Source organism: Atribacterota bacterium (assembly GCA_039638595.1).
In the GTDB taxonomy this organism is placed as follows: Bacteria; Atribacterota; Atribacteria; order Atribacterales; family Caldatribacteriaceae; genus Profundicultor; species Profundicultor thermophilus.
Genome location: JBDIWM010000001.1, coordinates 47,491 through 68,128, shown reverse-complemented (window position 1 = coordinate 68,128; position 20,638 = coordinate 47,491). Strand labels below are relative to the sequence as shown.

The 20,638-nt window shown below is 48.1% G+C and carries 19 protein-coding genes; 18 read left to right on the top strand and 1 reads right to left on the bottom strand.

Features of this window, described 5'->3' with window-relative positions:
- Positions 1 to 5 precede the first annotated feature (5 nt).
- From ABDK92_00325 to ABDK92_00260, 14 genes are all read left to right on the top strand, one after another.
- On the top strand, positions 6 to 1,517 hold the full coding sequence (locus ABDK92_00325) for an FGGY-family carbohydrate kinase (GenBank protein MEN3185070.1): 1,512 nt from the start codon (positions 6 to 8) through the stop codon (positions 1,515 to 1,517).
- A gap of 1 nt (position 1,518) precedes the next feature.
- The gene (locus ABDK92_00320; protein MEN3185069.1) at positions 1,519 to 2,562 is read left to right on the top strand and encodes a zinc-dependent dehydrogenase; all 1,044 of its coding nucleotides are present in this window, start codon (positions 1,519 to 1,521) and stop codon (positions 2,560 to 2,562) included.
- A gap of 14 nt (positions 2,563 to 2,576) precedes the next feature.
- Positions 2,577 to 3,365, top strand: coding sequence for a glucose 1-dehydrogenase (locus ABDK92_00315; protein MEN3185068.1), 789 nt, complete (start codon positions 2,577 to 2,579; stop codon positions 3,363 to 3,365).
- Positions 3,362 to 4,369: an NAD(+)/NADH kinase gene (locus ABDK92_00310; protein ID MEN3185067.1), complete on the top strand. Its 1,008-nt coding sequence runs from the start codon at positions 3,362 to 3,364 to the stop codon at positions 4,367 to 4,369. The genes ABDK92_00315 and ABDK92_00310 overlap by 4 nt, the downstream gene beginning before the upstream one ends.
- The gene (locus ABDK92_00305) at positions 4,362 to 5,606 is read left to right on the top strand and encodes a dihydrolipoamide acetyltransferase family protein (protein ID MEN3185066.1); all 1,245 of its coding nucleotides are present in this window, start codon (positions 4,362 to 4,364) and stop codon (positions 5,604 to 5,606) included. The genes ABDK92_00310 and ABDK92_00305 overlap by 8 nt, the downstream gene beginning before the upstream one ends.
- Before the next feature lie 13 nt (positions 5,607 to 5,619).
- Positions 5,620 to 7,137 (top strand): xylulokinase, encoded by a 1,518-nt coding sequence (gene xylB / locus ABDK92_00300; protein MEN3185065.1) that lies wholly within the window; start codon positions 5,620 to 5,622, stop codon positions 7,135 to 7,137.
- 14 nt (positions 7,138 to 7,151) lie between these two features.
- A complete protein-coding gene (locus ABDK92_00295) occupies positions 7,152 to 8,135 on the top strand; it encodes a PfkB family carbohydrate kinase (GenBank protein MEN3185064.1) in 984 nt (327 codons plus the stop codon).
- Positions 8,132 to 9,064 (top strand): hexose kinase, encoded by a 933-nt coding sequence (locus ABDK92_00290; GenBank protein MEN3185063.1) that lies wholly within the window; start codon positions 8,132 to 8,134, stop codon positions 9,062 to 9,064. Before ABDK92_00295 ends, ABDK92_00290 begins: the two co-directional genes overlap by 4 nt.
- A gap of 25 nt (positions 9,065 to 9,089) precedes the next feature.
- Positions 9,090 to 9,632, top strand: coding sequence for a ribosome-associated translation inhibitor RaiA (gene raiA / locus ABDK92_00285; GenBank protein MEN3185062.1), 543 nt, complete (start codon positions 9,090 to 9,092; stop codon positions 9,630 to 9,632).
- 11 nt (positions 9,633 to 9,643) lie between these two features.
- Positions 9,644 to 10,312, top strand: coding sequence for a hypothetical protein (locus tag ABDK92_00280; GenBank protein ID MEN3185061.1), 669 nt, complete (start codon positions 9,644 to 9,646; stop codon positions 10,310 to 10,312).
- A 210-nt stretch (positions 10,313 to 10,522) separates the two neighbouring features.
- On the top strand, positions 10,523 to 11,794 hold the full coding sequence (locus tag ABDK92_00275; protein MEN3185060.1) for an HD-GYP domain-containing protein: 1,272 nt from the start codon (positions 10,523 to 10,525) through the stop codon (positions 11,792 to 11,794).
- A complete protein-coding gene (locus tag ABDK92_00270) occupies positions 11,784 to 12,356 on the top strand; it encodes a DUF5317 domain-containing protein (protein MEN3185059.1) in 573 nt (190 codons plus the stop codon). Before ABDK92_00275 ends, ABDK92_00270 begins: the two co-directional genes overlap by 11 nt.
- A complete protein-coding gene (galU, locus tag ABDK92_00265) occupies positions 12,320 to 13,204 on the top strand; it encodes a UTP--glucose-1-phosphate uridylyltransferase GalU (GenBank protein MEN3185058.1) in 885 nt (294 codons plus the stop codon). The genes ABDK92_00270 and galU overlap by 37 nt, the downstream gene beginning before the upstream one ends.
- A gap of 3 nt (positions 13,205 to 13,207) precedes the next feature.
- The gene (locus tag ABDK92_00260; protein MEN3185057.1) at positions 13,208 to 14,749 is read left to right on the top strand and encodes an MBL fold metallo-hydrolase; all 1,542 of its coding nucleotides are present in this window, start codon (positions 13,208 to 13,210) and stop codon (positions 14,747 to 14,749) included.
- Here the strand turns inward: ABDK92_00260 and ABDK92_00255 are convergent.
- Positions 14,739 to 16,379, bottom strand: a complete 1,641-nt coding sequence (locus ABDK92_00255; GenBank protein ID MEN3185056.1) for a hypothetical protein — start codon at positions 16,377 to 16,379, stop codon at positions 14,739 to 14,741. The genes ABDK92_00260 and ABDK92_00255 overlap by 11 nt on opposite strands.
- 54 nt (positions 16,380 to 16,433) lie before the next feature.
- Between ABDK92_00255 and udp the strand changes: the two genes are divergently transcribed.
- Genes udp through ABDK92_00235 form a run of 4 tightly spaced genes read left to right on the top strand, consistent with a single transcriptional unit; the run spans position 16,434 to position 20,637 of the window.
- Positions 16,434 to 17,204: a uridine phosphorylase gene (udp, locus tag ABDK92_00250; GenBank protein ID MEN3185055.1), complete on the top strand. Its 771-nt coding sequence runs from the start codon at positions 16,434 to 16,436 to the stop codon at positions 17,202 to 17,204.
- A gap of 1 nt (position 17,205) precedes the next feature.
- The gene (locus ABDK92_00245) at positions 17,206 to 17,787 is read left to right on the top strand and encodes a hypothetical protein (protein MEN3185054.1); all 582 of its coding nucleotides are present in this window, start codon (positions 17,206 to 17,208) and stop codon (positions 17,785 to 17,787) included.
- Complete coding sequence (locus tag ABDK92_00240; GenBank protein ID MEN3185053.1) at positions 17,788 to 18,675, top strand: Hsp33 family molecular chaperone HslO; 888 nt, start codon at positions 17,788 to 17,790, stop codon at positions 18,673 to 18,675. It abuts the gene before it with no gap.
- Positions 18,676 to 18,687: 12 nt separating this feature from the next.
- On the top strand, positions 18,688 to 20,637 hold the full coding sequence (locus ABDK92_00235; protein ID MEN3185052.1) for a UvrD-helicase domain-containing protein: 1,950 nt from the start codon (positions 18,688 to 18,690) through the stop codon (positions 20,635 to 20,637).
- The last annotated feature ends 1 nt before the right edge of the window (position 20,638 follow it).

Sequence of the window (20,638 nt, the reverse complement as noted above, 5' to 3'; positions counted from 1 at the left end):
CATTGTTGAGTTATTTGGGTATCGATGTTGGAACTACAGGTTGTAAGATCATTGCATTTGACGAGAGAGGAAGAATTCTCGCTTCGGCGTACAAAGAGTATCCCCTTTATCATCCCCGGGAGGGATGGGTGGAACTCGACGCGGAAGAAGTTTTCCGGGCGGTAGAGGAATGCTTAGGGACCGTATCGGAGAGAATCAAGGACGATCCTCCACGGAGTCTTGGAATTTCCTCTCAGGGCGAAGCTGTCGTTCCTGTGGATAGAGAGGGGAAAGTGATGTCTCGGAGTATCGTCACCTTTGATACCCGAGGCGACGAATTTGTTCCGTTTTGGGAAGAAAAACTGGGTAGGGATGGTTTTTTTGCCATCACCGGGATGCCCTTAAGCGGTGTGGGAACCATCAACAAGATCCTCTGGTGGAAGAAATATCAACCCCCCATTTTCGAAAACGCCCGGTATTTTCTCTGTTTCGAAGATTTTCTTATGCTTCGCATGGGGCTTGAGCCAGCAATGAATTTCGCCCTCGCTGGAAGAACTATGATGTTTGATGTACGAAAAGGAGATTGGTCGGAAGCGATTCTCTCTTTGGCTGATCTTGGAAAAGAGCGCTTAGCACGGGTTCTTCCTTCAGGTGCAGTTGCCGGAGAAGTGGCGTCATCGTTCCGCAACCGAATGGGCTGGGTCGGGAAGGTGGTGGTTGCTTCGGGGGGTCATGACCAGCCCTGCGGGGCGTTAGGGGCAGGTGTCATTCGACCTCGGTATGCCATGGATGCCACTGGGACAGTGGAGTGTATTGCTTCGGCGATGGAGAGTTTTATCGCTTCTCCTTCCATGTGGGAGAACAACCTCTGCTGTTACCATCATGCCTTTCCCGGCCTTTACGTGACCTTGGTTTACAATTTTACTGGGGGATCGCTCCTGCGCTGGTATCGGGACCAATTTGCCGCAAAGGAAAAAGAAATCGCTGTGCAACAGGGAAAAGAAGTGTATGAAATACTCCTTTCCTCTTTACCAGAGGAACCTACTTCTCTGTGGGTTCTTCCCCACTTTACCACCACGGGTACACCTTACTGTGATTCCCATTCCTGCGGTGTGGTTGTGGGGCTTCGACTTTCAACGCAAAAAGAGGATTTTATCAAAGCGCTCCTTGAGGGTATAAGCTATGAAATGAAATTGAACCTGAAGCTCCTACAGAGAGCAGGAGTTCCGGTTGAACGATTGCGGGCCATTGGAGGTGGCGCCAAAAGTCCAGTGTGGTTGCAACTGAAGGCTGATATGTTTGGTTTGCCGGTAGAAACCCTCTCTGTTTCTGAAGCGGCCTGTTTTGGGGCCGCACTTCTTGGTCGTAAAGCCCAGGAGGGAATTACCGATTTTGGAGCACTGGTTGATGAATTGGTAAGAGTAGAAAAAGTCTATGAACCGAATATGCATCGGGCGGCTCTCTATGAAGAGAAGTTTCTGGTTTATCAGCGGATTTACCCAGCGCTCCGCAATTTTATCTTGAAAGGAGAATCGTAACATGAAAGCGGCCTTTTTTCTTGGTCCGGGAAAAATGGAAGTCAAAGAGGTGGAGATACCCCGGGTTGAAGAGGGAGAGGTTCTCATAAAGGTGGCGGCCTGTGCTATTTGTGGTACCGACGTGCGGATCTTTCAGCATGGTCATGCTCATGTGGTTCCTCCTCAAATTACTGGACATGAGATTGCCGGAGAAATTGTAGCAGTGGGAAAGGGTGTAGAGGGGTACAAGGTCGGTGATAAGGTGGCCGTCATCACTGTCATTTCCTGTGGGAGGTGTTCCTACTGTCGAAAGGGGCTGCAAAACCTTTGCCCTGAGCAGAAGTATATTGGTTATGATTATCCCGGTGGCTTTGCTGAATATATGAAAATGCCCCGAAAGGGGGTGGAACATGGGAACCTTCTGGTTTTACCTCCCGATGCCGACCTTCTGGAGTCCAGTCTCGTTGAACCCCTTTCCTGTGTGGTTAACGGCCAATCCTATCTGAACATTGGTCTGGGTGAAACGGTGCTGGTTATTGGTGCGGGTCCTATAGGCTGTATGCATGTGGCTATGGCTAGAAACCGGGGAGCAGGAAAAATTTTCCTGGCGGATATTTCGGAAGAACGCTTGCAGTTAGCTCAGAGGATCGGCGCTGATCTTTATATCAATTCGGCACAGGAGAATCTAAAAGAAGTGATTTTGCAGGCTACCAGTGGTCTGGGCGTCAATGTGGCTATTGTGGCGGCTTCTTCGGGTAGTGCTCAGGAACAGGCTTTGGAACTCCTGGCTCCTCAAGGTCGAATGAGTCTTTTTGGGGGACTTCCTAAGGATAAACCAACCATCACTTTCAATAGCAATATTGTGCACTACAAGGAAATTGGGGTGTTTGGCGTATTTGCTTCACATGCTTCGCAATATGAAGAAGCAGCAAAACTCATTTATAATCAGCGCGTGAAAGCGAAAGATCTCATCACTCATGTATTGCCCTTGGAAAAGGTGGTGGAGGGGATTGATCTGGTGAAAACGGGAAGGGCACTCAAGGCGGTTGTAAGTATGGAGAAGTAGGAGGATGAATAAGGATGGATCCCCAACCTTTAAAAGACAAAATTGCCATTGTGACCGGAGCGGCCTCGGGTATCGGTAAGGGTATTGCCGTCCGCTTTGCTGCGGAGGGTGCGCATGTGGCTTGCTGTGACCTGAACGAAGAGGGTGTGCGAGGCACAGCTCGGGAAATCGAAAAATTGGGGCAAGAGTCGTTAGGCATCAGGGTGGATGTCACCAAGAGTCATGATGTGGCTGAGATGGCTAAGGCGGTTTTTGAGCGCTGGGGTAGGATTGATATCTTAGTTAATTCGGCTGGAATTATCAAAGCTCATTTCATTACCGAGGTTCCGGAGGAAACCTGGGATGCGATTCTCTCAGTAAACCTGAAAGGAGTCTTTCTTTGTATTCGGGAAGTGTCGAAATATATGGTGGCTCAAAAAAAAGGGAAAATCATCAGTATCAGTTCTAAGTCAGGGAAAAGGGGAGGATTATGGTTGGGTGCCTATTCGGCGTCAAAGTTTGGTATTATTGGACTCACTCAAAGTGTGGCGATGGACCTGGCGCCCTTTGGTATCAACGTCAACGCCATTTGTCCGGGGAACGTCTTTTCCACTCCCATGTGGGATTTGTTGGACAAGGAATATTCAAGGAAATTAGGGGTACCACCGGAACAGGTGCGAAAGATCTATGTGGAAAAGGTTCCTCTGGGCCGAGAGTGTACGGTGGAGGATGTCGCCAATGTGGCTGTTTTCCTGGCTTCTGCGTATTCTGATTATATGACTGGACAGGCAATTAACGTTACTGGTGGGCAGGAGGTTCATTGAAACTGCATCAGGTTGGACTTATTGTCAATCCAGCAGCAGGAAAAGACATTCGTCGACTGGTGGCTTATGGATCGGTGTTCGGTAATCGGGAAAAGGTGAGTTATGCCATCCGCATGCTCATGGGCCTTGCCAGCACTGCAGAAAAACCGGTTCGGGTCCTTTATATGCCGGACCCTTACGACCTGGTGGGGATGGTGCGGGACGAAATCAAATCCCGGTATTTGCCTCTGGAACTTTTGGCGGCTCCCATTCCAATTCTGGGAGACGAAACGGACACCCTGAGTTTTACGGAATGGGCAGTGACAGAAGGAGTGGAGGCGCTTCTGGTTCTGGGTGGAGATGGGACAAATAGGCTGGTGGCAAAAAAAAGCGCTTCAGTCCCACTGTTCCCGGTTTCCGGAGGAACAAATAATGTTTTTGCTCACACTGTAGAACCCACAATTGCAGGGATGGCTTTAGGGTTTTTCTTGGAAGGATGGGTGACCGTATCCGAAGTGGTTGAACGGAGTAAAGTGTTGCGCTGTACAATGTTAGAAGGTGGACGAAAGGAAGATCTGGCATTGGTTGACCTGGTGTTGGTTGACACGGAGATTTCGGGAGCCAGAGCCATATGGGAACCAGAGCTCGTAAAGTTGGTCATGGTTACCCAGAGCAGTTCCCTTTCTATTGGGTTGAGTGCAGTAATCGGAAGGATTGTGCCGATTACGCCTCAGGAAAAGCGAGGGGCATATGCGGAACTGGGGGTACCGGGAAAAAAAGTGAAAGTTCCTCTTGCTCCGGGGTTGGTGAAGGAAGTATCGGTAAGGGGTTTTGATTTCCTGCAAATGGGAAGTGAAATTGTTCTTAAAGCTGACAGGGGGATTCTGGCTCTGGATGGGGAAAGAGAGTTGCCGGTACGAGAGGGAGAGACATGGAAGGTGGTTCTTGAAGAAAATGGACCTCTCAGAGCAAACATCGAGAGGATTATGAGTTTGACGCGGGAAAGGGGTGTATACGATGGCTAAAAAGGTAATCATGCCAAAGTTGGGTTTGACCATGGAAGAAGGTGTTATCAATCGGTGGCTGGTCAAGGAGGGAGATCAGGTAGAGCGAGGTGATATTCTTTTCGAAGTGGCCACCGATAAAGTGAATATGGAAGTTGAATCTCCGGCTTCGGGAGTGGTTCTGAAAATTCTTTACCCTGATGGAGCCACGGTTCCCATTACCCAAACGGTGGCCTACATTGGTGAACCGGGAGAAACCGTTAATGAAGAGGTTGTAGAAGAGGCAGTCGGTGTATCTGAGGAAAGCACGCAGCAGGAGGGAGAGCAAAAGGCAGAAATTGTTTCCGAGGAGAAAGAGGAGCGTATTAAGGTTTCGCCTTTAGCCCGGCGCTTGGCTGCAGAATATGGGGTTGATCTTTCCCGGGTGGAAGGCACTGGTCCGGGTGGTCGAATTGTAAAAGAAGATGTGGAAAGAGTGAAAAAGCTTCAGAAAGAAACTGTGACAAAACCCCCAGTTGAAAAAGAAATACCCATTCCATCGATGGAAAAAACGCCGGTGGTTTTAGGTTCTCAGGAGAGGGTGCCGCTTTCGCGGATGCGAAAAATCATCGCTCAGAGGTTAACAGAGAGTTTCCAGACCAAGCCCCATTTCTTTGTACGGCAGGAAATACTGGTGGATGAACTCATTCGGGTTCGGGAAAGGCTCTTGCCCATCATTGAAAAGCAAATCGGCCTTCGCCTTTCCTATACGGATCTTTTGGTAAAGATGGTGGCCAAAGCCTTGGAGAAATATCCCCTTTTGAATGCGTACCTTATCGAGGAGGAGATTGTCTTCAATTCGGAAGTGAACATTGGTGTGGCCGTGGCCCTGGAAGAAGGATTGGTGGTGCCGGTGGTGAAAAACGCAAACCTCAAGGGTTTAGCCCAGATTGCTCAGGAACTCCATGCTCTGGCGGAGAAGGCAAAAAATGGAAAACTTGTTCCGGAAGAGGTTTCTGGTGGAACTTTCACCATTTCCAATCTGGGTATGTTTGGAACAGATTCATTCACAGCCATCATTAATCCTCCCGAATCGGCGATTCTAGCCTGCGGGACCATTAAGAAAAAGCCGGTGGTTAGGAATGACGAAGTGGTGATTGCCTCCCTTATGGAGTTGACACTTTCCTGTGATCACCGCCTCGTTGACGGTGCTGTGGCAGCGCAATTCATGCAGTACTTGAAATCGCTCCTTGAGGAACCATTTGCTTTAATTCTTTAAAGGGGGGATAGAGATGGAATACTTTCTGGGTATTGATGTCGGGACGACTGGATGTAAGGTGGTCCTGGTTAACGAGGAAGGAGCGCTCGTGGGAAGAGGTGTGGAAGAGTATCCCCTCTATACGCCTCGACCCAACTGGGCAGAACAAGATCCGCTTTCCTGGTGGCAGGGAACCCAGAAAGCCATGGAGAAGGCTTTCGCTTCTTCTGGAATAAATCCAAAAGCGGTCACTGGTGTTGGTCTTACCGGACAGATGCATGGGTCGGTGTTTCTCGATAAGGATGGAAAAGTCCTGCGCCCAGCGATACTCTGGTGTGACCAGCGGACAGCCCTGGAGTGTCAGCAGATTACCGAAATTGTTGGTTTCGAGCGCATTATGCGAATTAACTGTAATCCAGTTCTGGCTGGGTTTACGGCTCCCAAAATCCAATGGGTAAAAAATAACGAACCGGACGTTTACCAGAAGATTGATAAAGTTCTCCTGCCCAAGGATTATATCCGTTTCTGCCTCACCGGGGATTTTGCGACTGATGTTTCTGATGCTTCTGGGACCTCCCTTTTCGATGTGCCTCAACGACGATGGTCAGAAGAGCTTGTTACTGCTTTAGGATATAAGATGTCCTGGTTTCCTGCTTCCTTCGAGTCTCCTGAAGTCACCGGGTATCTCAAGCCAGAGATTGTCCGTCAATTTGGTTTCCGGGAGAAAGTAGCGGTTGTCGCTGGTGGTGGTGACAATGCGGCTGGGGCTATTGGTACCGGCATTGTTACGGATGGTCTGGTTTCGGCCAGTCTAGGCACTTCTGGCGTGGTATTTGCTTTTAGTGCTGAAGTCAAAGTCGACATGAAGGGTAGGGTACATACGTTCTGTCATGCAGTGCCTGGTAAGTGGCATGTTATGGGTGTTATGCTCTCTGCTGGTGGGTCTCTGCGCTGGTTCCGGGATGCCCTGGGTCTGGAAGAAAAGAACCTGGCTTCAATCCTTGGTGTTGATTCATATGATTTACTTTCCCAGGAGGCTGAAAAATCCCTCCCTGGTGCGGAGGGTTTAATATTTTTGCCTTATCTCACTGGAGAGCGGACTCCTCATGCTGACCCTTATGCGCGGGGAGTGTTTTTTGGGGTTACGTTAAAACATCGTAAAAACGAACTAGTGCGTGCGGTGATGGAGGGGGTTACCTTTGGGATGCGTGATTCCTTTGAAATCATCGCTGAGATGGGAATCCCGGTTCGGGAGGTAAGGGCCATAGGTGGTGGAGCCAGGAGTGCTCTATGGAGGAGGATTCAAGCTGCGGTGTACAAGGTACCGTTGTCTCTCCTTCTTGTGGATGAAGGACCAGCTTTTGGGGCGGCGCTTCTTGCCGGGGTTGGAAATCGGGTCTTTCGATCGGTTGAAGAGGCCTGTCAGAAGGCAGTAAAGGTGGTAGAGCAGATTGAACCTGATCCGGAGTGGGTGAAACTCTATGAGCATATCTATGGAGTTTATCGGGATCTTTACCCAGCGCTCCGGGGCTTTTACCGCAGGGTGATATAGAGGAGTGAGGTGCTGTGGAAAAAAGGGCTATTTGTTTAGGGGAACTCCTCATCGACTTTGTTTCCACCATGAGTGGGGTTACGTTAAAGGATGCTCCAGGATTTGAAAAAGCTCCTGGAGGTGCGCCGGCGAATGTGGCTGTGGGTTTGGCAAAATTAGGTATCGAAACATACTTTGTTGGAAAAGTGGGTCGAGATGCTTTTGGGGAATTTTTACGAGATACTCTGGTGAAGAATGGTGTTGATACTCGTTTCCTCAGCTCCACCGAGAAAGCAAAAACAACTCTTGCTTTTGTTTCGCTCACTAAAGAAGGGGAACGGGATTTTGTCTTTTACCGTGATCCTGGTGCGGACATGCTTTTGGATCAAAGTGATATTGAAGAGGAAGGATTCCGGAAAGGGGGAGTTTTTCATTTTGGTTCTATTACTATGACCCATGAACCGGCATGCAGTGCTACCTTAAGAGCCCTCTCTTTAGCGGAAAAATACGGTTGTTTAATCTCTTTTGATCCAAATCTTCGTCCGGCGCTGTGGAGAAATCTGGAAGAAGCTCGTTTTCGAATGCTTCAGGGGGCTGAAAAAGCGCATATTCTTAAGGTCAACGAGGAGGAAGCAATGTTTCTGGCTGGTCAAGCTTCTCTTGAAGACGCCCTCGATTTTCTGGTAAAAAAGTTTCCCCAGACTCTGATTGCGATTACGCTGGGGAAGGGCGGTTGTCTTCTTTTACAGGGAAAGATGAAGATCAGGGTAAATGGCTTTACGGTGAATGTTGTGGATACGACTGGGGCCGGGGATGGTTTTGTAGCAGGGCTTTTGAGTTCTCTTTATATGTTCTGGAAAGATTTACGGGAAGGAAAGGCCATTCCTGAAGATGCTTTTCATCATGCTGCTTTGAGGGCCAATGCCGTAGGAGCGCTGACCACGACCAAAAAGGGTGCCATTCCGGCTCTTCCCACTCAAGAAGAAGTGGAAATCTTTTTGGAAGGAAATCCTCAATGATTCATGTCCTGTGTCTTAATCCTGCCCTGGATCGTATGCTGGTCATGGACCACTTAGAGCTCGATGAAGTCAATCGGGTAGAAAAAGTCTATGAGGTTGTGGCCGGTAAGGGTGTTAACGTAGCTAGGGCCATCCAAAGTGTGGGAGGGAATTCGAGGTTGCTCCTTTTTTTAGGAGGTTTTATTGGGAAGAAAATTGAAAGAGGGTTGTGCGAAGAGGGTTTAGCGTTTGTGTCCTGGGAAGCAGGAGGTGAAACCCGAATTACCACTGTAATTCACGAGCGAGATAAAAAGAGGCATACGGTTGTGAACGAGCCCGGTCCGCTGGTGTCCCTCTCTCAGGCCGTGAATTTGTGGCGGTTTCTGGACGATCAGGTCAAAGATGGTGATTACCTCATCCTTTCCGGATCCTTACCGATGGGATTACGGGTGGATTTTTACGCTCAGGTTGTGGCGCTCTCTCACCGTAAGAGAGCCAGAAGCGTGGTTGATTCTTCGGGGGAATTCCTGCGCAGGGCTTTAAAATTTTCTCCTTTTATGGTAAAACCTAATGTGAAAGAGGCTGAAGGCGTTCTGGGTTTCCCGATCCAGAGTTTTGAAGATAAGCTTCGGGCAGTGGAGGTGTTTCGTGACCAGGGGGTAGAGCTAGTGGTTCTTTCTGATGGTCCCAGAGGTCTTGTGGTGGGATTTAAAGAACGGTTATGGAAAGTCTCGCTGGCTCAAAAGGTGCGGGGAGAATACTTGATCGGTTCTGGAGATACCCTGGTGGGAGTGCTGATCGAAAAGCTGAATCGGGGAAACACGGTTGAGAAAGCCATTTCTTTTGCTACCGCCTGTGGGTTAGCCAATACTCTGTGTCCAGGTGCCGGGGTGTTCGATGTTGAAGAGGCCCACAGATTAGAAGAACTGGTAGTTTTAGAAGCATTGTAAAAATAGTGGAAAGGGGGGAGGAGTCATGGAAGTCGTTGTTCGAGGAAAAAATATCGAGATCAATCAGTCTGTTCAGGATTACGTTGCCAAGAAGCTGGCTAAACTTGAACGTTTTTTTAATCGTCTTCTGGATGCCACAGTAAATTTTCGGGTAGAGCGAGGACGAGTTAAAGTAGAAGTGACACTTGCTGCCAGTGGAATCACCATCCGGGGTGAAGAACTGGGACCGGAATGGCGTTCTGCTTTCGATGGAGTGATGGATAAATTGGAACGGCAGGTCAAGCGATACAAAGAGCGCTTAGAGCGAAGGGGAGTGTTGAAAAAGGAAGAACTGGTTGCTGTGGAAACATTGCTGGGCAGTGAATCTGGGATTTCAGAAAAGACTCCAGAACAGATTGTCAGAGTGAAAGAATTTGTGCTTCGCCCCATGAGTATGGAAGATGCCATTTTGCAAATGGAACTTCTGGGGCACACTTTTTTTGTGTTTAAAAACCTTGATAACGATAAAGTTCAGGTGATATACCGCAGAGAAGATGGGAACTATGGCCTTATTGATCCGGTTTATTAGAGGTTGCTGATATGCCCACAAACCTTGATCTGAAAGGGATAGAAAAAGCGATCGAGTGTATCGAAGGAGTTTTGCAGGCACGGGTAGTGGGTGAGCACACTATTGAAGAAATTCACGTCCTTTCCCGTCCAACTAAACCCCCTAAACTCCTTGTTCGAGATATCGAAACCCTGTTGAAAGCGAAATTTAATCTTTCTGTGGATCATAAAAAGGTGAGTGTGGTAACCTTTGATGTAGGAGAAGAACCCGAAGAAAAGGTTTTCTTGCGTCCAGTGCTGTTTGGTTTAAGCTGGAAAAAAAACCTGGAAGAAGTGAAAGTGGAAGTTGAAGTCAAACTTCGGGATCGAATTTATTGTGGTACAGGTAGTGAAGGGTCGCTTCACACCAAAAACCAAAACATTCTTATTGCTCATGCCACGGTAAACTGTATCAATCAGATGGTGGGCAACGGGATTTTTTCAGTCTATGGGGTTTCATTACATCATTTGGGCGATATCGAGGTTGCCCTGGTTTTCGTGGACTATCAGGGGATCAGAAAAAGTGGTGAAATGCTGGTTGGGTCAGCTCTGGTGCGCGATGATGCTTACGAAGCCGTTGCTCGGGCAACCCTTGATGCTGTTAATCGCAAGTTGAGTTTCTATCAGGAATATCTGGAAGGAGAACAGGGTGAGTTGGGATAAATGGTTGGATTGAGCGAAGCGAGTTGCCATCTCCGTGAAGCGGAAGGAGATGAGAACAAAACGAAGGAGGGTTTGTAACAATGGCGAAGGTTATTAGTATCCTTCTTGGTTTGCTGGCAATTGTGCTTGCTAGCGGTGCTGGGTTTACCTGGCGCGGTTAGCGTATCGTTCATGTAACGCCGAAAAACCTGGCTCACCCTGTTGAGGAAAATGGATGGGAGAAAGGTATCAAGAAGCGCGAAGCTCTATTTCTATATCACTGGTGTTTCGGTAGTTGGTTGTATTATTTTCGGTTATTCTCTCACTCATCTCTCTCTCACCCCCGGGACCTGGTTAATTTTGATGACTTTTTCGATTTCTACGCTCCTTGCCGAACTGGTGCCAGTTTATTTTCCCGATGGACGAACGGCAATTTCGGTGAGTTTTGCTCTGGTGTATGCCAGTGTTCTCCTCTCTTCGCCCTTTCTGGCCGCCGTGGTGGCGTTTTCGGGAATCTTTGGAGCAACGGCTTTTGAGAAATGGTATCGGGGGTTTTTTAATGCCGCACAGTTTGCCATTTCCACTTTTCTTTCTGGTTTGGTTTTCCAATTTTTTGGAGGCTATATTTACGAATTTGTGTGGAAAAGCCATCACTTTTACCTGGCCATTGTGACTTCTATTTTTGTGTTCTTTTTATGCAATGCTTCCTTAGTCCTGGGGGTGGTTTCGCTCCAGAGCGGGGTTCCCTTTCGAGCTATATGGAAGAAGGATATCAACGGTATTCTCATCCAGTACTTTGCTCTGTTTCCCCTGTCGCTTTTGCTTTATTTTGCCTATGTTAACGTGGGTTTTGTGGGTATGGCGCTCTTTTTCTTTCCTCTGATGGTGGCGCGATATTCTTTCAAGCTTTTTGTGGATACCAAGAAAATGCACTTAGAGCTTCTGCGAGCACTCACCGCGGCAGTGGACGCCAAGGACCCTTATACTCGAGGTCATTCGTCTCGAGTGGCCCAGCTATCTATCTGGATTGCAAACTCAATGAACCTTTCAGAAAGAAGGAAAGAGATGCTGGAGTACGCCGCGATTCTTCACGATGTGGGCAAAATTGGGGTTGCTGATGCCATTTTGGGGAAGAATGGTCGTTTGAGCCCTGACGAATATCAGGTTATCAAGGAGCATCCGGTCATTGGGCACCGGATTGTCGGAGGGGTGGATTTCTTGAAAGGTGTGGCTGAAATTGTTCTCTCGCACCATGAAAGGTGTGATGGTCGCGGTTATCCCTATGGAAAGGCGGGTCATGAAATTCCTTTAGAAGCGAAGATTGTAGCGGTGGCGGATGTCTTTGACGCCTTAACTTCGGAAAGGCCATATCGAAAAGCGTATACGGTGGATGAAGCATTCCGAATTATGGAAAATGAAGAGGAAGGTCATTTTTCTGAGGAAATCTTTTCGGTTTTGCGAGTGGTGATTCAAGAAAAGGGGTGGCCGCCGAATGCTGGCTGATTTTCTCATTATTGGTTTACTGATTGGGTGGTTACGAGGGGGACGATTGGGAAACCTCTCCCGCACTCGTTTTTCCTGTACATGGATTATTCTTCTGGGAATGGTGGCTAAGTTTATTTTTCTCCTTTTGCCTCTTCCTTATGCTTCTCTTTTTCATCTTTTCAGTATGTTGGTGGTTTTTGTGGGGACGCTCTTCAACTTGAAGCTTTCTGGGATGCCTTGTCTTACCCTGGGAGCACTGGCTAATGTTCTGGTGATGGCGGCAAACGGAGGGAAGATGCCTGTGAGTACTACGGTGGCGCGCTGGCTCGGCCTAACGGACCTCATCCGGAATTTGGAAAAAGGCTTTTATCCGGATTACGTGGCCATCGGTCTCTCCACCCGTCTCTCTTTTCTGGCCGATGTTCTCCCTTATTTTTCGCTCCTTTTTCGAAAATTTTTTGTGGTGAGTATCGGAGATTATCTTTTGGGATTAGGGGTGTTGTGGTTTTTGATTTATTATCTGGGAAGAAAGGAGAAAAAGATATGCGGGGCCGAATTACCAAGGCAGTTATCCCGGTAGCTGGTTTTGGGACGAGATTACTTCCGGTAACCAAAACTCAACCCAAAGAAATGTTACCCCTGGTTGACCGGCCTGCGGTACAGTACGTGGTGGAAGAAGCGGTTGCTTCAGGGATTGAGAGTATTCTTTTTGTGACCGGTCGGGGGAAACGAGCTATTGAAGACTATTTTGATTACGCAGTGGAGCTCGAGAATGAATTACAAAATAAGGGGCGGGAAAAGCTTTTGGAGGAAATTCGCCGTATTGTAGAAGCAGTGGATATTTTCTACGTACGGCAAAAGCGGCCCCGGGGTCTGGGAGACGCTTTGTTGCAGGCTCGACGATTCGTAGGCGAGGAAAATTTTGCCGTGTTTCTTGCTGATGACATTGTGCTTTCGCCGGTGCCATGTCTTTTGCAGATGCTTGAATTTTATGTTCAGGAGCCGGCTATATATCTTGCCGCGATGCCGGTTCCTCGCGAAGATGTTTCGCAGTGGGGAATCATTAAAGGGAAAGAAGTGGCTTCGTCGCTCTACCTTGTGGAAGATCTAGTAGAGAAGCCTTCCGTTGAAGAAGCACCTTCGAATCTGGCTATCGTGGGGCGGTATCTCCTTAATCCCTCTGTTTTTGAGGCAATATCCAAGGTAAATCCTGGAAAAGGGGGTGAGATTCAGCTCACCGATGCGTTGAAAAGTCTTCTCCCCCGAGAACGGATGTATGCCTACTGTTTTTCTGGGAAACACTTTGGAGTTGGAGATAAAATCAGTTATTTGAAAGCCAACATTGCCCTTGCGCTTCAACGGGAAGAATTTGCTCCATCGCTGTGGCAATTTTTGCAAGAACTCTTGGAAGAGGGGAGGAAGCGATAGGGGATGCAAATTACCTTTTGGGGTGCTGCTCAAGGAGTTACTGGTTCCTGCTATCTTGTAACTACGGAGAAGTGGAAATTTCTGGTTGACTGTGGCATGTTCCAGGGTAAAGAGGAAGAAAGGAATTATCAGCCCTTTCCATTTGCCCCGGGTGAAATCCGTTTTCTTCTCCTGACCCATGCCCATCTTGACCACTCTGGTCGAATTCCTTTTCTTTTCAAACGGGGTTTTCGGGGCAAAATTTATGCGACAGCGCCGACCATCGAACTTTGCGAAATTCTATGGCTTGATACCGTGAAGCTGATGCAGGAAGAAGCAGAACGGCTCAATCGGAAAAATGCCCGTGCTGGAAAACCTGAAGTTACTCCCCTTTTCAACGAAGACGATGTAATGGGGGCGATGGATCTTTTTGAGCCGGTTGCCTATGATGAATTACGCATCCAGGATGGGGTCGAATTCGTTTTCCGAAATGCAGCGCATATTCTGGGGGCGGCAACCATTGAGGTGTGGGCTGAAGGAACCAAGGTGGTTTTCTCCGGAGACCTTGGTCCTTTTTCGAGCGTGATGGAGGGTTCTCCGCCCGTCATCGAAGAAGCCGATTTTGTAGTGATTGAGTCCACCTATGGGGATCGCCGCCATCGGAGTTTGGCTGATACCAGGCAAGAATTTGAAGAAGTGGTAAAGCAAGCGTTACGTGGTGGGGGGAAAATTCTAATTCCCTCCTTTGTCGTGGATCGGGCCCAAAGAATTCTCTATGAGCTGTTTCTCTTGAAAAATAAAATTCATTTTGACTGTCCGGTGTTTTTTGACAGTCCTATGGGGACCAAGGTGACTGATATTTACCTGAAGTATCGTCATCTCCTTGCCGGAGAGATGCAACGATTTAACCTGAGTAATGAAAATCCCTTTACCTTTTCGGATTTGCAGTATGTGATGACGTCCGCCGAGTCGAGAGCGTTAAATGAAATACCAAGGGCTATTGTCATTGCGGGAAGCGGAATGTGTACGGGAGGACGGATTGTGCACCATCTCAAGCATAGTCTTTACCGGGAGTCAACCAGGGTCATTTTTGTTGGTTTTCAGGCTCAGGGGACTCTGGGGAGAATGATTGTGAACGGTGCACGCCGGCTGCGCATTATGGGTGAAGAAATCGCAGTACAGGCAGGGATTTCTACCATCAACGGATTTTCGGCTCATGCAGATCGAGAAGACCTCCTCCGATGGGCGGGCCATTTCAAGAATCACCCAACCTTTCTTGTGACCCATGGAGAGAGCTCGATTGCCGAAGGTTTTGCCCGGGCGCTTGCCGAAAAAGGGAATGATGTCTATGTCCCCCAGTTTGGCGATGCTTTGGATTTGCGAAAGAAAGCATTGACCACTGAAACTTTACCCCCAGTTCAACGGGAGAACCTCGTGAGCGCAATTGAGCGGGAACTTCAGAGTCTCAAAGGTGACCAAGTGATTCTTGACGAAAAGGCTTTGATCCTCCTTCGCTCTGCACTTATCCTGGTCGAAGAAGCGAAGACTAAAACCCTCAGCCGATGAATTCGCGCAGGATAGAGTTAGAGGGAACAAAAGAAGGATTTAAGAGCATAAAATGATTGAGAAAAGCGTAGAGGCGGTATGCTTCAAGGTAAACCGAATTATCAGGAGTAATAGCACGAAGCAGTGGTTCGGCGTATTGCCTGAGAACGCAGAGCTCATAAAGGAGTGAAGAATTAAACATGACATCGGCTTCTTCCTGATACGGGAAAATGTATTTTTCTTCTCCTTCTCGTACCGCTTTCCAGACATTAAAGACGCTTTCAGCGTTACTTCCCCGGAACTGGCTATCCCGGACCATCCGGCGAATAAAGCGACAGTCGGTTGTGGAGATGCGATTATGGTCGTCTATGTTGAGCTGGGTGATGGCACTGACATAGATTTTAAACTTCTGTTCTGAAGGGATATGTCGGGTAAGCTTGGGATTCAGAGCGTGGAGTCCTTCCACCAGGATGACACCGTCTCGTTCGAGTTTGCTCTTCTGCCCTTTTGGTTCTCGAGAGCCAGTGATGAAATTATAGCGAGGGATTTCCACTTCCTCGCCCTGGATGAGTGCCTGAATCTGCTGTTCAAAAAGTTCAAGGTCCAGGGCTTCTGGGGCTTCGTAATTATCGGTTTCTTCCTTAAAGTCATAGCGAGACCGGAAGTAATCGTCAAGAGAGATGGTGAGCGGTTTCCAACCGTTGACCCGCAATTGCGTATAGAGGCGGCGCGAGAAAGTAGTTTTCCCCGATGAAGAAGGTCCAGCGATGAGTACAAGGTGTATCGCTCCTTTTCTTTGGGTGATGAGGTCGGCAATCTGGGCAATCTTTTTTTCATGGAGGGCTTCGGCGATGGAGATGATTTCTTTCCCCTCTCCTCGAGCAATGGCCTGATTCAGTTCTCCCAGGTTTTCGATATTGAGAATTTTCCCCCACTGAGAGGCTTCTTGAAAGGTGTGGAAAAGCTTGGGTCGAAAGGCATATGGGGGAAGACGTTCCGGTTCTTGGGGGTTAGGAATTTGGAGGATAAATCCGGGAGGGACCAAGACAAATCCAAAGTTTTTAAGGTAACCCGTTGAAGGACAGAGAGGTCCCTGGTAATGGTCATAGAATGTTTCTAACCGATAGAGGGTAATGAAAGGAGTTCTCCAGTATTTAAGGAGTTGAGTGACGTCTTGACGTTTTTGGTGTTCATAGATGGCGTTAGCTTGTTCCCAGGTTACGGTTTCCCGCAAAAGTGGGAGATCGGCCATGATGATTTCCTTCATTTTTTGCTCGATGCGCTCTAAATCCTCGGGTGAAAGGTCCTCTTTTTCCTCTAACCGGCAAAACACCCCGTCGCCAATGGAATGGAGGACCTTGAGTCGAGTTTCGGGAAAAAGGATGTGAATGGCGAAGCTCAGAACAAAAAGAAGTGTTCGCAAGTACGTCCTTCGCCCCTCGGGATGGGTAAAATCAAAAAAAACCACTCTTCCCTCTCGGTCTACCAGGGTATTGAGGTCGACAATTTCTCCGTTGAGCTGGGCCGAGAAAATAGTTCGGTACGATTCAGGGAAAAGACTACGCACTACCTTCCCAAGGCTCTCACCATGTTGAACCTTGATATGCTGTCCATCCTTGAGGGTCAAAATCCAGGTTTTTTCGATACGCATCCCCCTTTCACTTTTTCTCATTGTACTCGAAAATAGATGTGAGGTGAAGAGAATATGAGTTATTATGCCTATCATTTGGCTCTACGTGAGGAAGACTTTGGGGGAGTTACCCTGGTTATCACTCCTGGAGATCCAGAACGATGTGAGAAGATTGCCTCTGCAATTGGTCCTTTTCAGGTGTTGGCTTTCCACCGGGAGTTTAAGAGTGTTCTCGTTTCGGGAAGAAAGGGTAAGGTTCTGGTGGTTTCTTCTGGAATTGGGGGTGCTTCGCTGAGTATTATGGTGGAGGAGCTTGCACGACTGGGGGTAAAAGTATTTTTGCGGGTTGGAACCTGTGGTGCCATTCAAGAACATATTTCTGTAGGGGATCTCATCGTCAGTGAAGGGGCGGTGCGCATGGATGGGGTTTCAGAACACTATGCACCAATTGCCTATCCGGCTTGTGCTGATTTCGAGCTGGTCCGGTATTTGAAAAATGCTTGTGAAGATTTGGGATACCGGTATCATATAGGTGTCACTTGTTCTTCGGCTACTTTTTATCCTGGTCAGGAACGGTACGACACCTTTACCGGTTATGTGTTGAGGGATTTACAAGGGAGTTTCAAGGAATGGCAAAAGTTAGGGATTCTGAATTATGAGATGGAAGTGGCGACGCTTTTTACCATGACCCGGGTCTTTGGCCTTCGGGCTGGAGCAATCTGTGGAGTTCTGGTAAACCGAGTACAAAACGAACAGGTTTCTTTGGAAGCGATGGAAGAAGTGGAATGGAAATTGGCCCAAGTGGCAAGGCTCACTGCAGAGCGGATTCTTGAAGGAGGTTTATAACGTGTTTCTTGACCGGTGGTTAACGATTTTGGAACAGCGTTCCTTCTTTTTAGCTCTGGCTGGGTATGTAGCTTTGGGTGTCAGTATTGGTGTTTTGAGCTGGTGCTGGCGTAAGTTTTTTTTCTTCTCGGCCTCCTTTCTTGTACTTTTCTTTGGAGTGGGAGAAAGAATCCGTGGTAAGGCGGAATGGCTGGCTATTGCAGCGCTGGGGGTAGCGCTGCTAGTAACGTTCTGGCGCCAGGCCGAAAAACTGGGGCAATTTTTCCTGGGGTGCTGGATTATGGTAAACTTTTTCTCCTTACTCTTATTCATTTCTAAAGAGGTAGAACTGATCAGATTTCTGGTCCGCGTTCCTATCAGGATATGGTTTCTGGTAGCGTTGGTTTGCGGAATTCTTACTCTTTACCGGTATTTTTTACACCTTTTCAGTGCTCTTTTGGGGAGCGCTCTTTTGATGACAGGGTACTTAAAGCTTATGATTCAAAGTGGTTTGAGGACATTGTTTTGGGTGGAACCACCTTTTATGGTTTTTTTGTTTCTGGTATTAGTGGTTGTACTCTATGCACTTCGGGAGTGTGAATAGATGGAAAAATACAGGGATTATGTCCTGCGGGCTGTAGTTGAAGGTACACCGGTGACGGTCTATGTGGCGTCGTCGAAACATCTTGTGGAGGCGGCTCGAAGGCTTCATGGGACAAGTCCTGTGGCCACCGCTGCGCTGGGGAGGGCTCTTACCCTGGTGGGAATTATGGGTGTGGTTTTATCGGAGGGTCAGCGAGTTTCATTACAGATTTGCTGCCGAGGGCCCCTCCGGGGAATTTTCGTTCAGGGTAACTGGAAAGGTGAAGTACGAGGGTACGTCTCCCAGCCTCTTTTGATTGTACCATCCCGAGAAGATGGAAAATTGAACGTCGAGACGGCGGTAGGGGAAGGGTCGCAGCTCATCGTGGTTCGGGATCTCGGTTTTGGAAAACCCTGGGTGGGAAGCGTGGAAATGCCTCGGGGAGGAATTGCCTATGACCTGGCCTATTATTTCACGCTTTCAGAACAACTGCCCACGGCCTGTAGTGCTGGTGTTTATGTGGGAACTCAGGGAGAAGTCCTTTCAGCTGGTGGTTTTATGGTTCACACTCCTTCGGGAACCGATGAGGGAGTCGTGAAGAAGCTCGAGCAAAATGTTCTCCAGTTGCAACCGGTGAGTTTAGAGTTCTTTGGAGGGAAAAGCCCGGAGGATCTTTTGGCTGAACTTTTGTGGGGTCTCTCCTACCGGCTCGTAGGGAAGAGTCCTCTTCTTTACCGCTGTTCTTGCTCCATGGAGCGGGCAAAACACGTGCTTCTTCTTTTGGGAAAAGAGGAAATCCAGGGATTGCTCCAGAGAGAGGGTTTGGGCGAAGTGCGGTGTGCTTTTTGTAACCAGGTTTATCTCTTTACCAGAGAAGAACTGAAATCTTTATTGGAAGAAGCCGAGTAGGAGGTTAAGAAATTGCGCACTTTTCACATTGATTATGAGAGAGAATTGAACGAAGAACAACAAAAAGTGGTCTTTTCGCCGGGAGGACCAAGCTTAGTTATTGCTGGTGCAGGAAGTGGTAAGACTCGTACCATTACTTACCGGGTAGCCTGGCTTTTGGAAAATGGCGTATCTCCCCAGTCCATTCTCCTAGCCACGTTTACCAACAAGGCAGCCCGAGAAATGCTTCACCGGGTGGAATTCCTGCTGGGAATGGAAACGAGAAGTCTCTGGGGTGGGACCTTTCACCATATTTGTAACCTCATTCTGCGTCGGGAAGCGCAAAAAATTGGATATAGTCCTGGTTATACCATCCTTGACCGTGAAGACCAGAAAGACTTTCTGGAAATTTGTGTTGAGGGATTGAACATCAATACCAAAGAGAAACGTTTCCCCAAGCCTGAGGTTCTTTTAAACGTTATTACTCTGAGTCGGAATACGTTCCGTTCAATTGAGCATATCTTAGAGGAATACCATCCCCATTTCCTGGAATGGGCTGGACAGATTGCTCGCCTTGCGGCGCTCTACCAGGATCGGAAACGGGCGCTCAACGTTATGGATTATGATGACCTTCTCTTTTATGTGTGGTTGCTTTTCCGTGACGAAACTGATACTCGGCGTTATTATGGAAGAATATTCCGGCACATCCTGGTCGACGAGTACCAGGATACGAACCGTATTCAGGCCGAAATCGTCGATGCCCTTGCTGAGGTGAATCGTAACCTATTAGTGGTGGGGGATGATGCCCAGAGTATCTATTCCTTTCGGGGAGCAAATTTTGAAAATATTATCCGTTTTCCTGAACGGTACCCCGATTGTCAGATTTATAAGCTGGAAACCAATTACCGCAGCACGAAGAGTATCCTCCGCTTGGCAAATCAGGTTATTCGGCATAATGTCCGGCAGTTTCCCAAGGAACTTCGCCCTGTTCGAGAAAATGGAGAAAAGCCCGTCGTGGTTCCCACCCATGATGTTCTAGAACAGGCCGATTTTGTGGCTTCGAAGATTCTGGATTTACGCGATCAAGGATACTCACTCAATGACATCGCGGTGCTGTACAGGGCGCATTACCAGAGTATGGAGCTCCAGCTGGAGCTCACCCGGAGAAACATCCCCTTTGAAATTCGCTCTGGGATACGGTTCTTTGAGCAGGCGCACATCAAAGACGTGGTGGCCTATTTGAAAATTGTGGTGAATCCTCTGGATGAAGTTGCTTGGAAACGGGTGCTCAAACTCTATCCCGGCATCGGTAAGGTAACGGCTGAAAAAATCTGGCAGGTGATTCAGGATTCCCCTGACCCCATTGGTCGACTCAGTGAAACGGAAGCTCAGAAGCTCGTACCGAGCTCAGCTTCGGAAGGATACCATTCTCTCCTCGCTCTTCTTCAGGAATTGGAAAAATTGGATTCTTCCCCAGCTTCGGCCATCCAGGCTATTCTAAAAGGGGGATACGAAACCCATCTTCAAAGCCATTACGTGAATGCCTATGACCGCATCCAGGACATCGAAGAGCTGGCTACGTTTGCCCTGCGCTATGATGCTTTGGAGAAGTTTTTGAATGAGCTAGTGCTGGTGGGAAATATGGAAGGAGAAACAGTAGTCATGGGAAGCGTGCCTGATGAAAGGTTAACACTTTCAACTGTCCATCAGGCAAAGGGTCTGGAATGGCCATGCGTTTTTGTCATCTGGCTGTGTGAGGGTGGATTTCCTTCTTCGCCTAATATTGGGAAGCATGAAAATATGGAGGAAGAACGCCGGCTTTTTTATGTTGCCTGTACTCGAGCCAAGGATTTTCTTTTTCTCACCTATCCTATTTTTGCACCAGGGTTTACCAACCGCTCAACCTTGCGCAAACCCTCTCGTTTTATCCAAGAACTTGATGTTTCGTGTTACCACAAATATATCCTTTATAAGGAACGGTAGA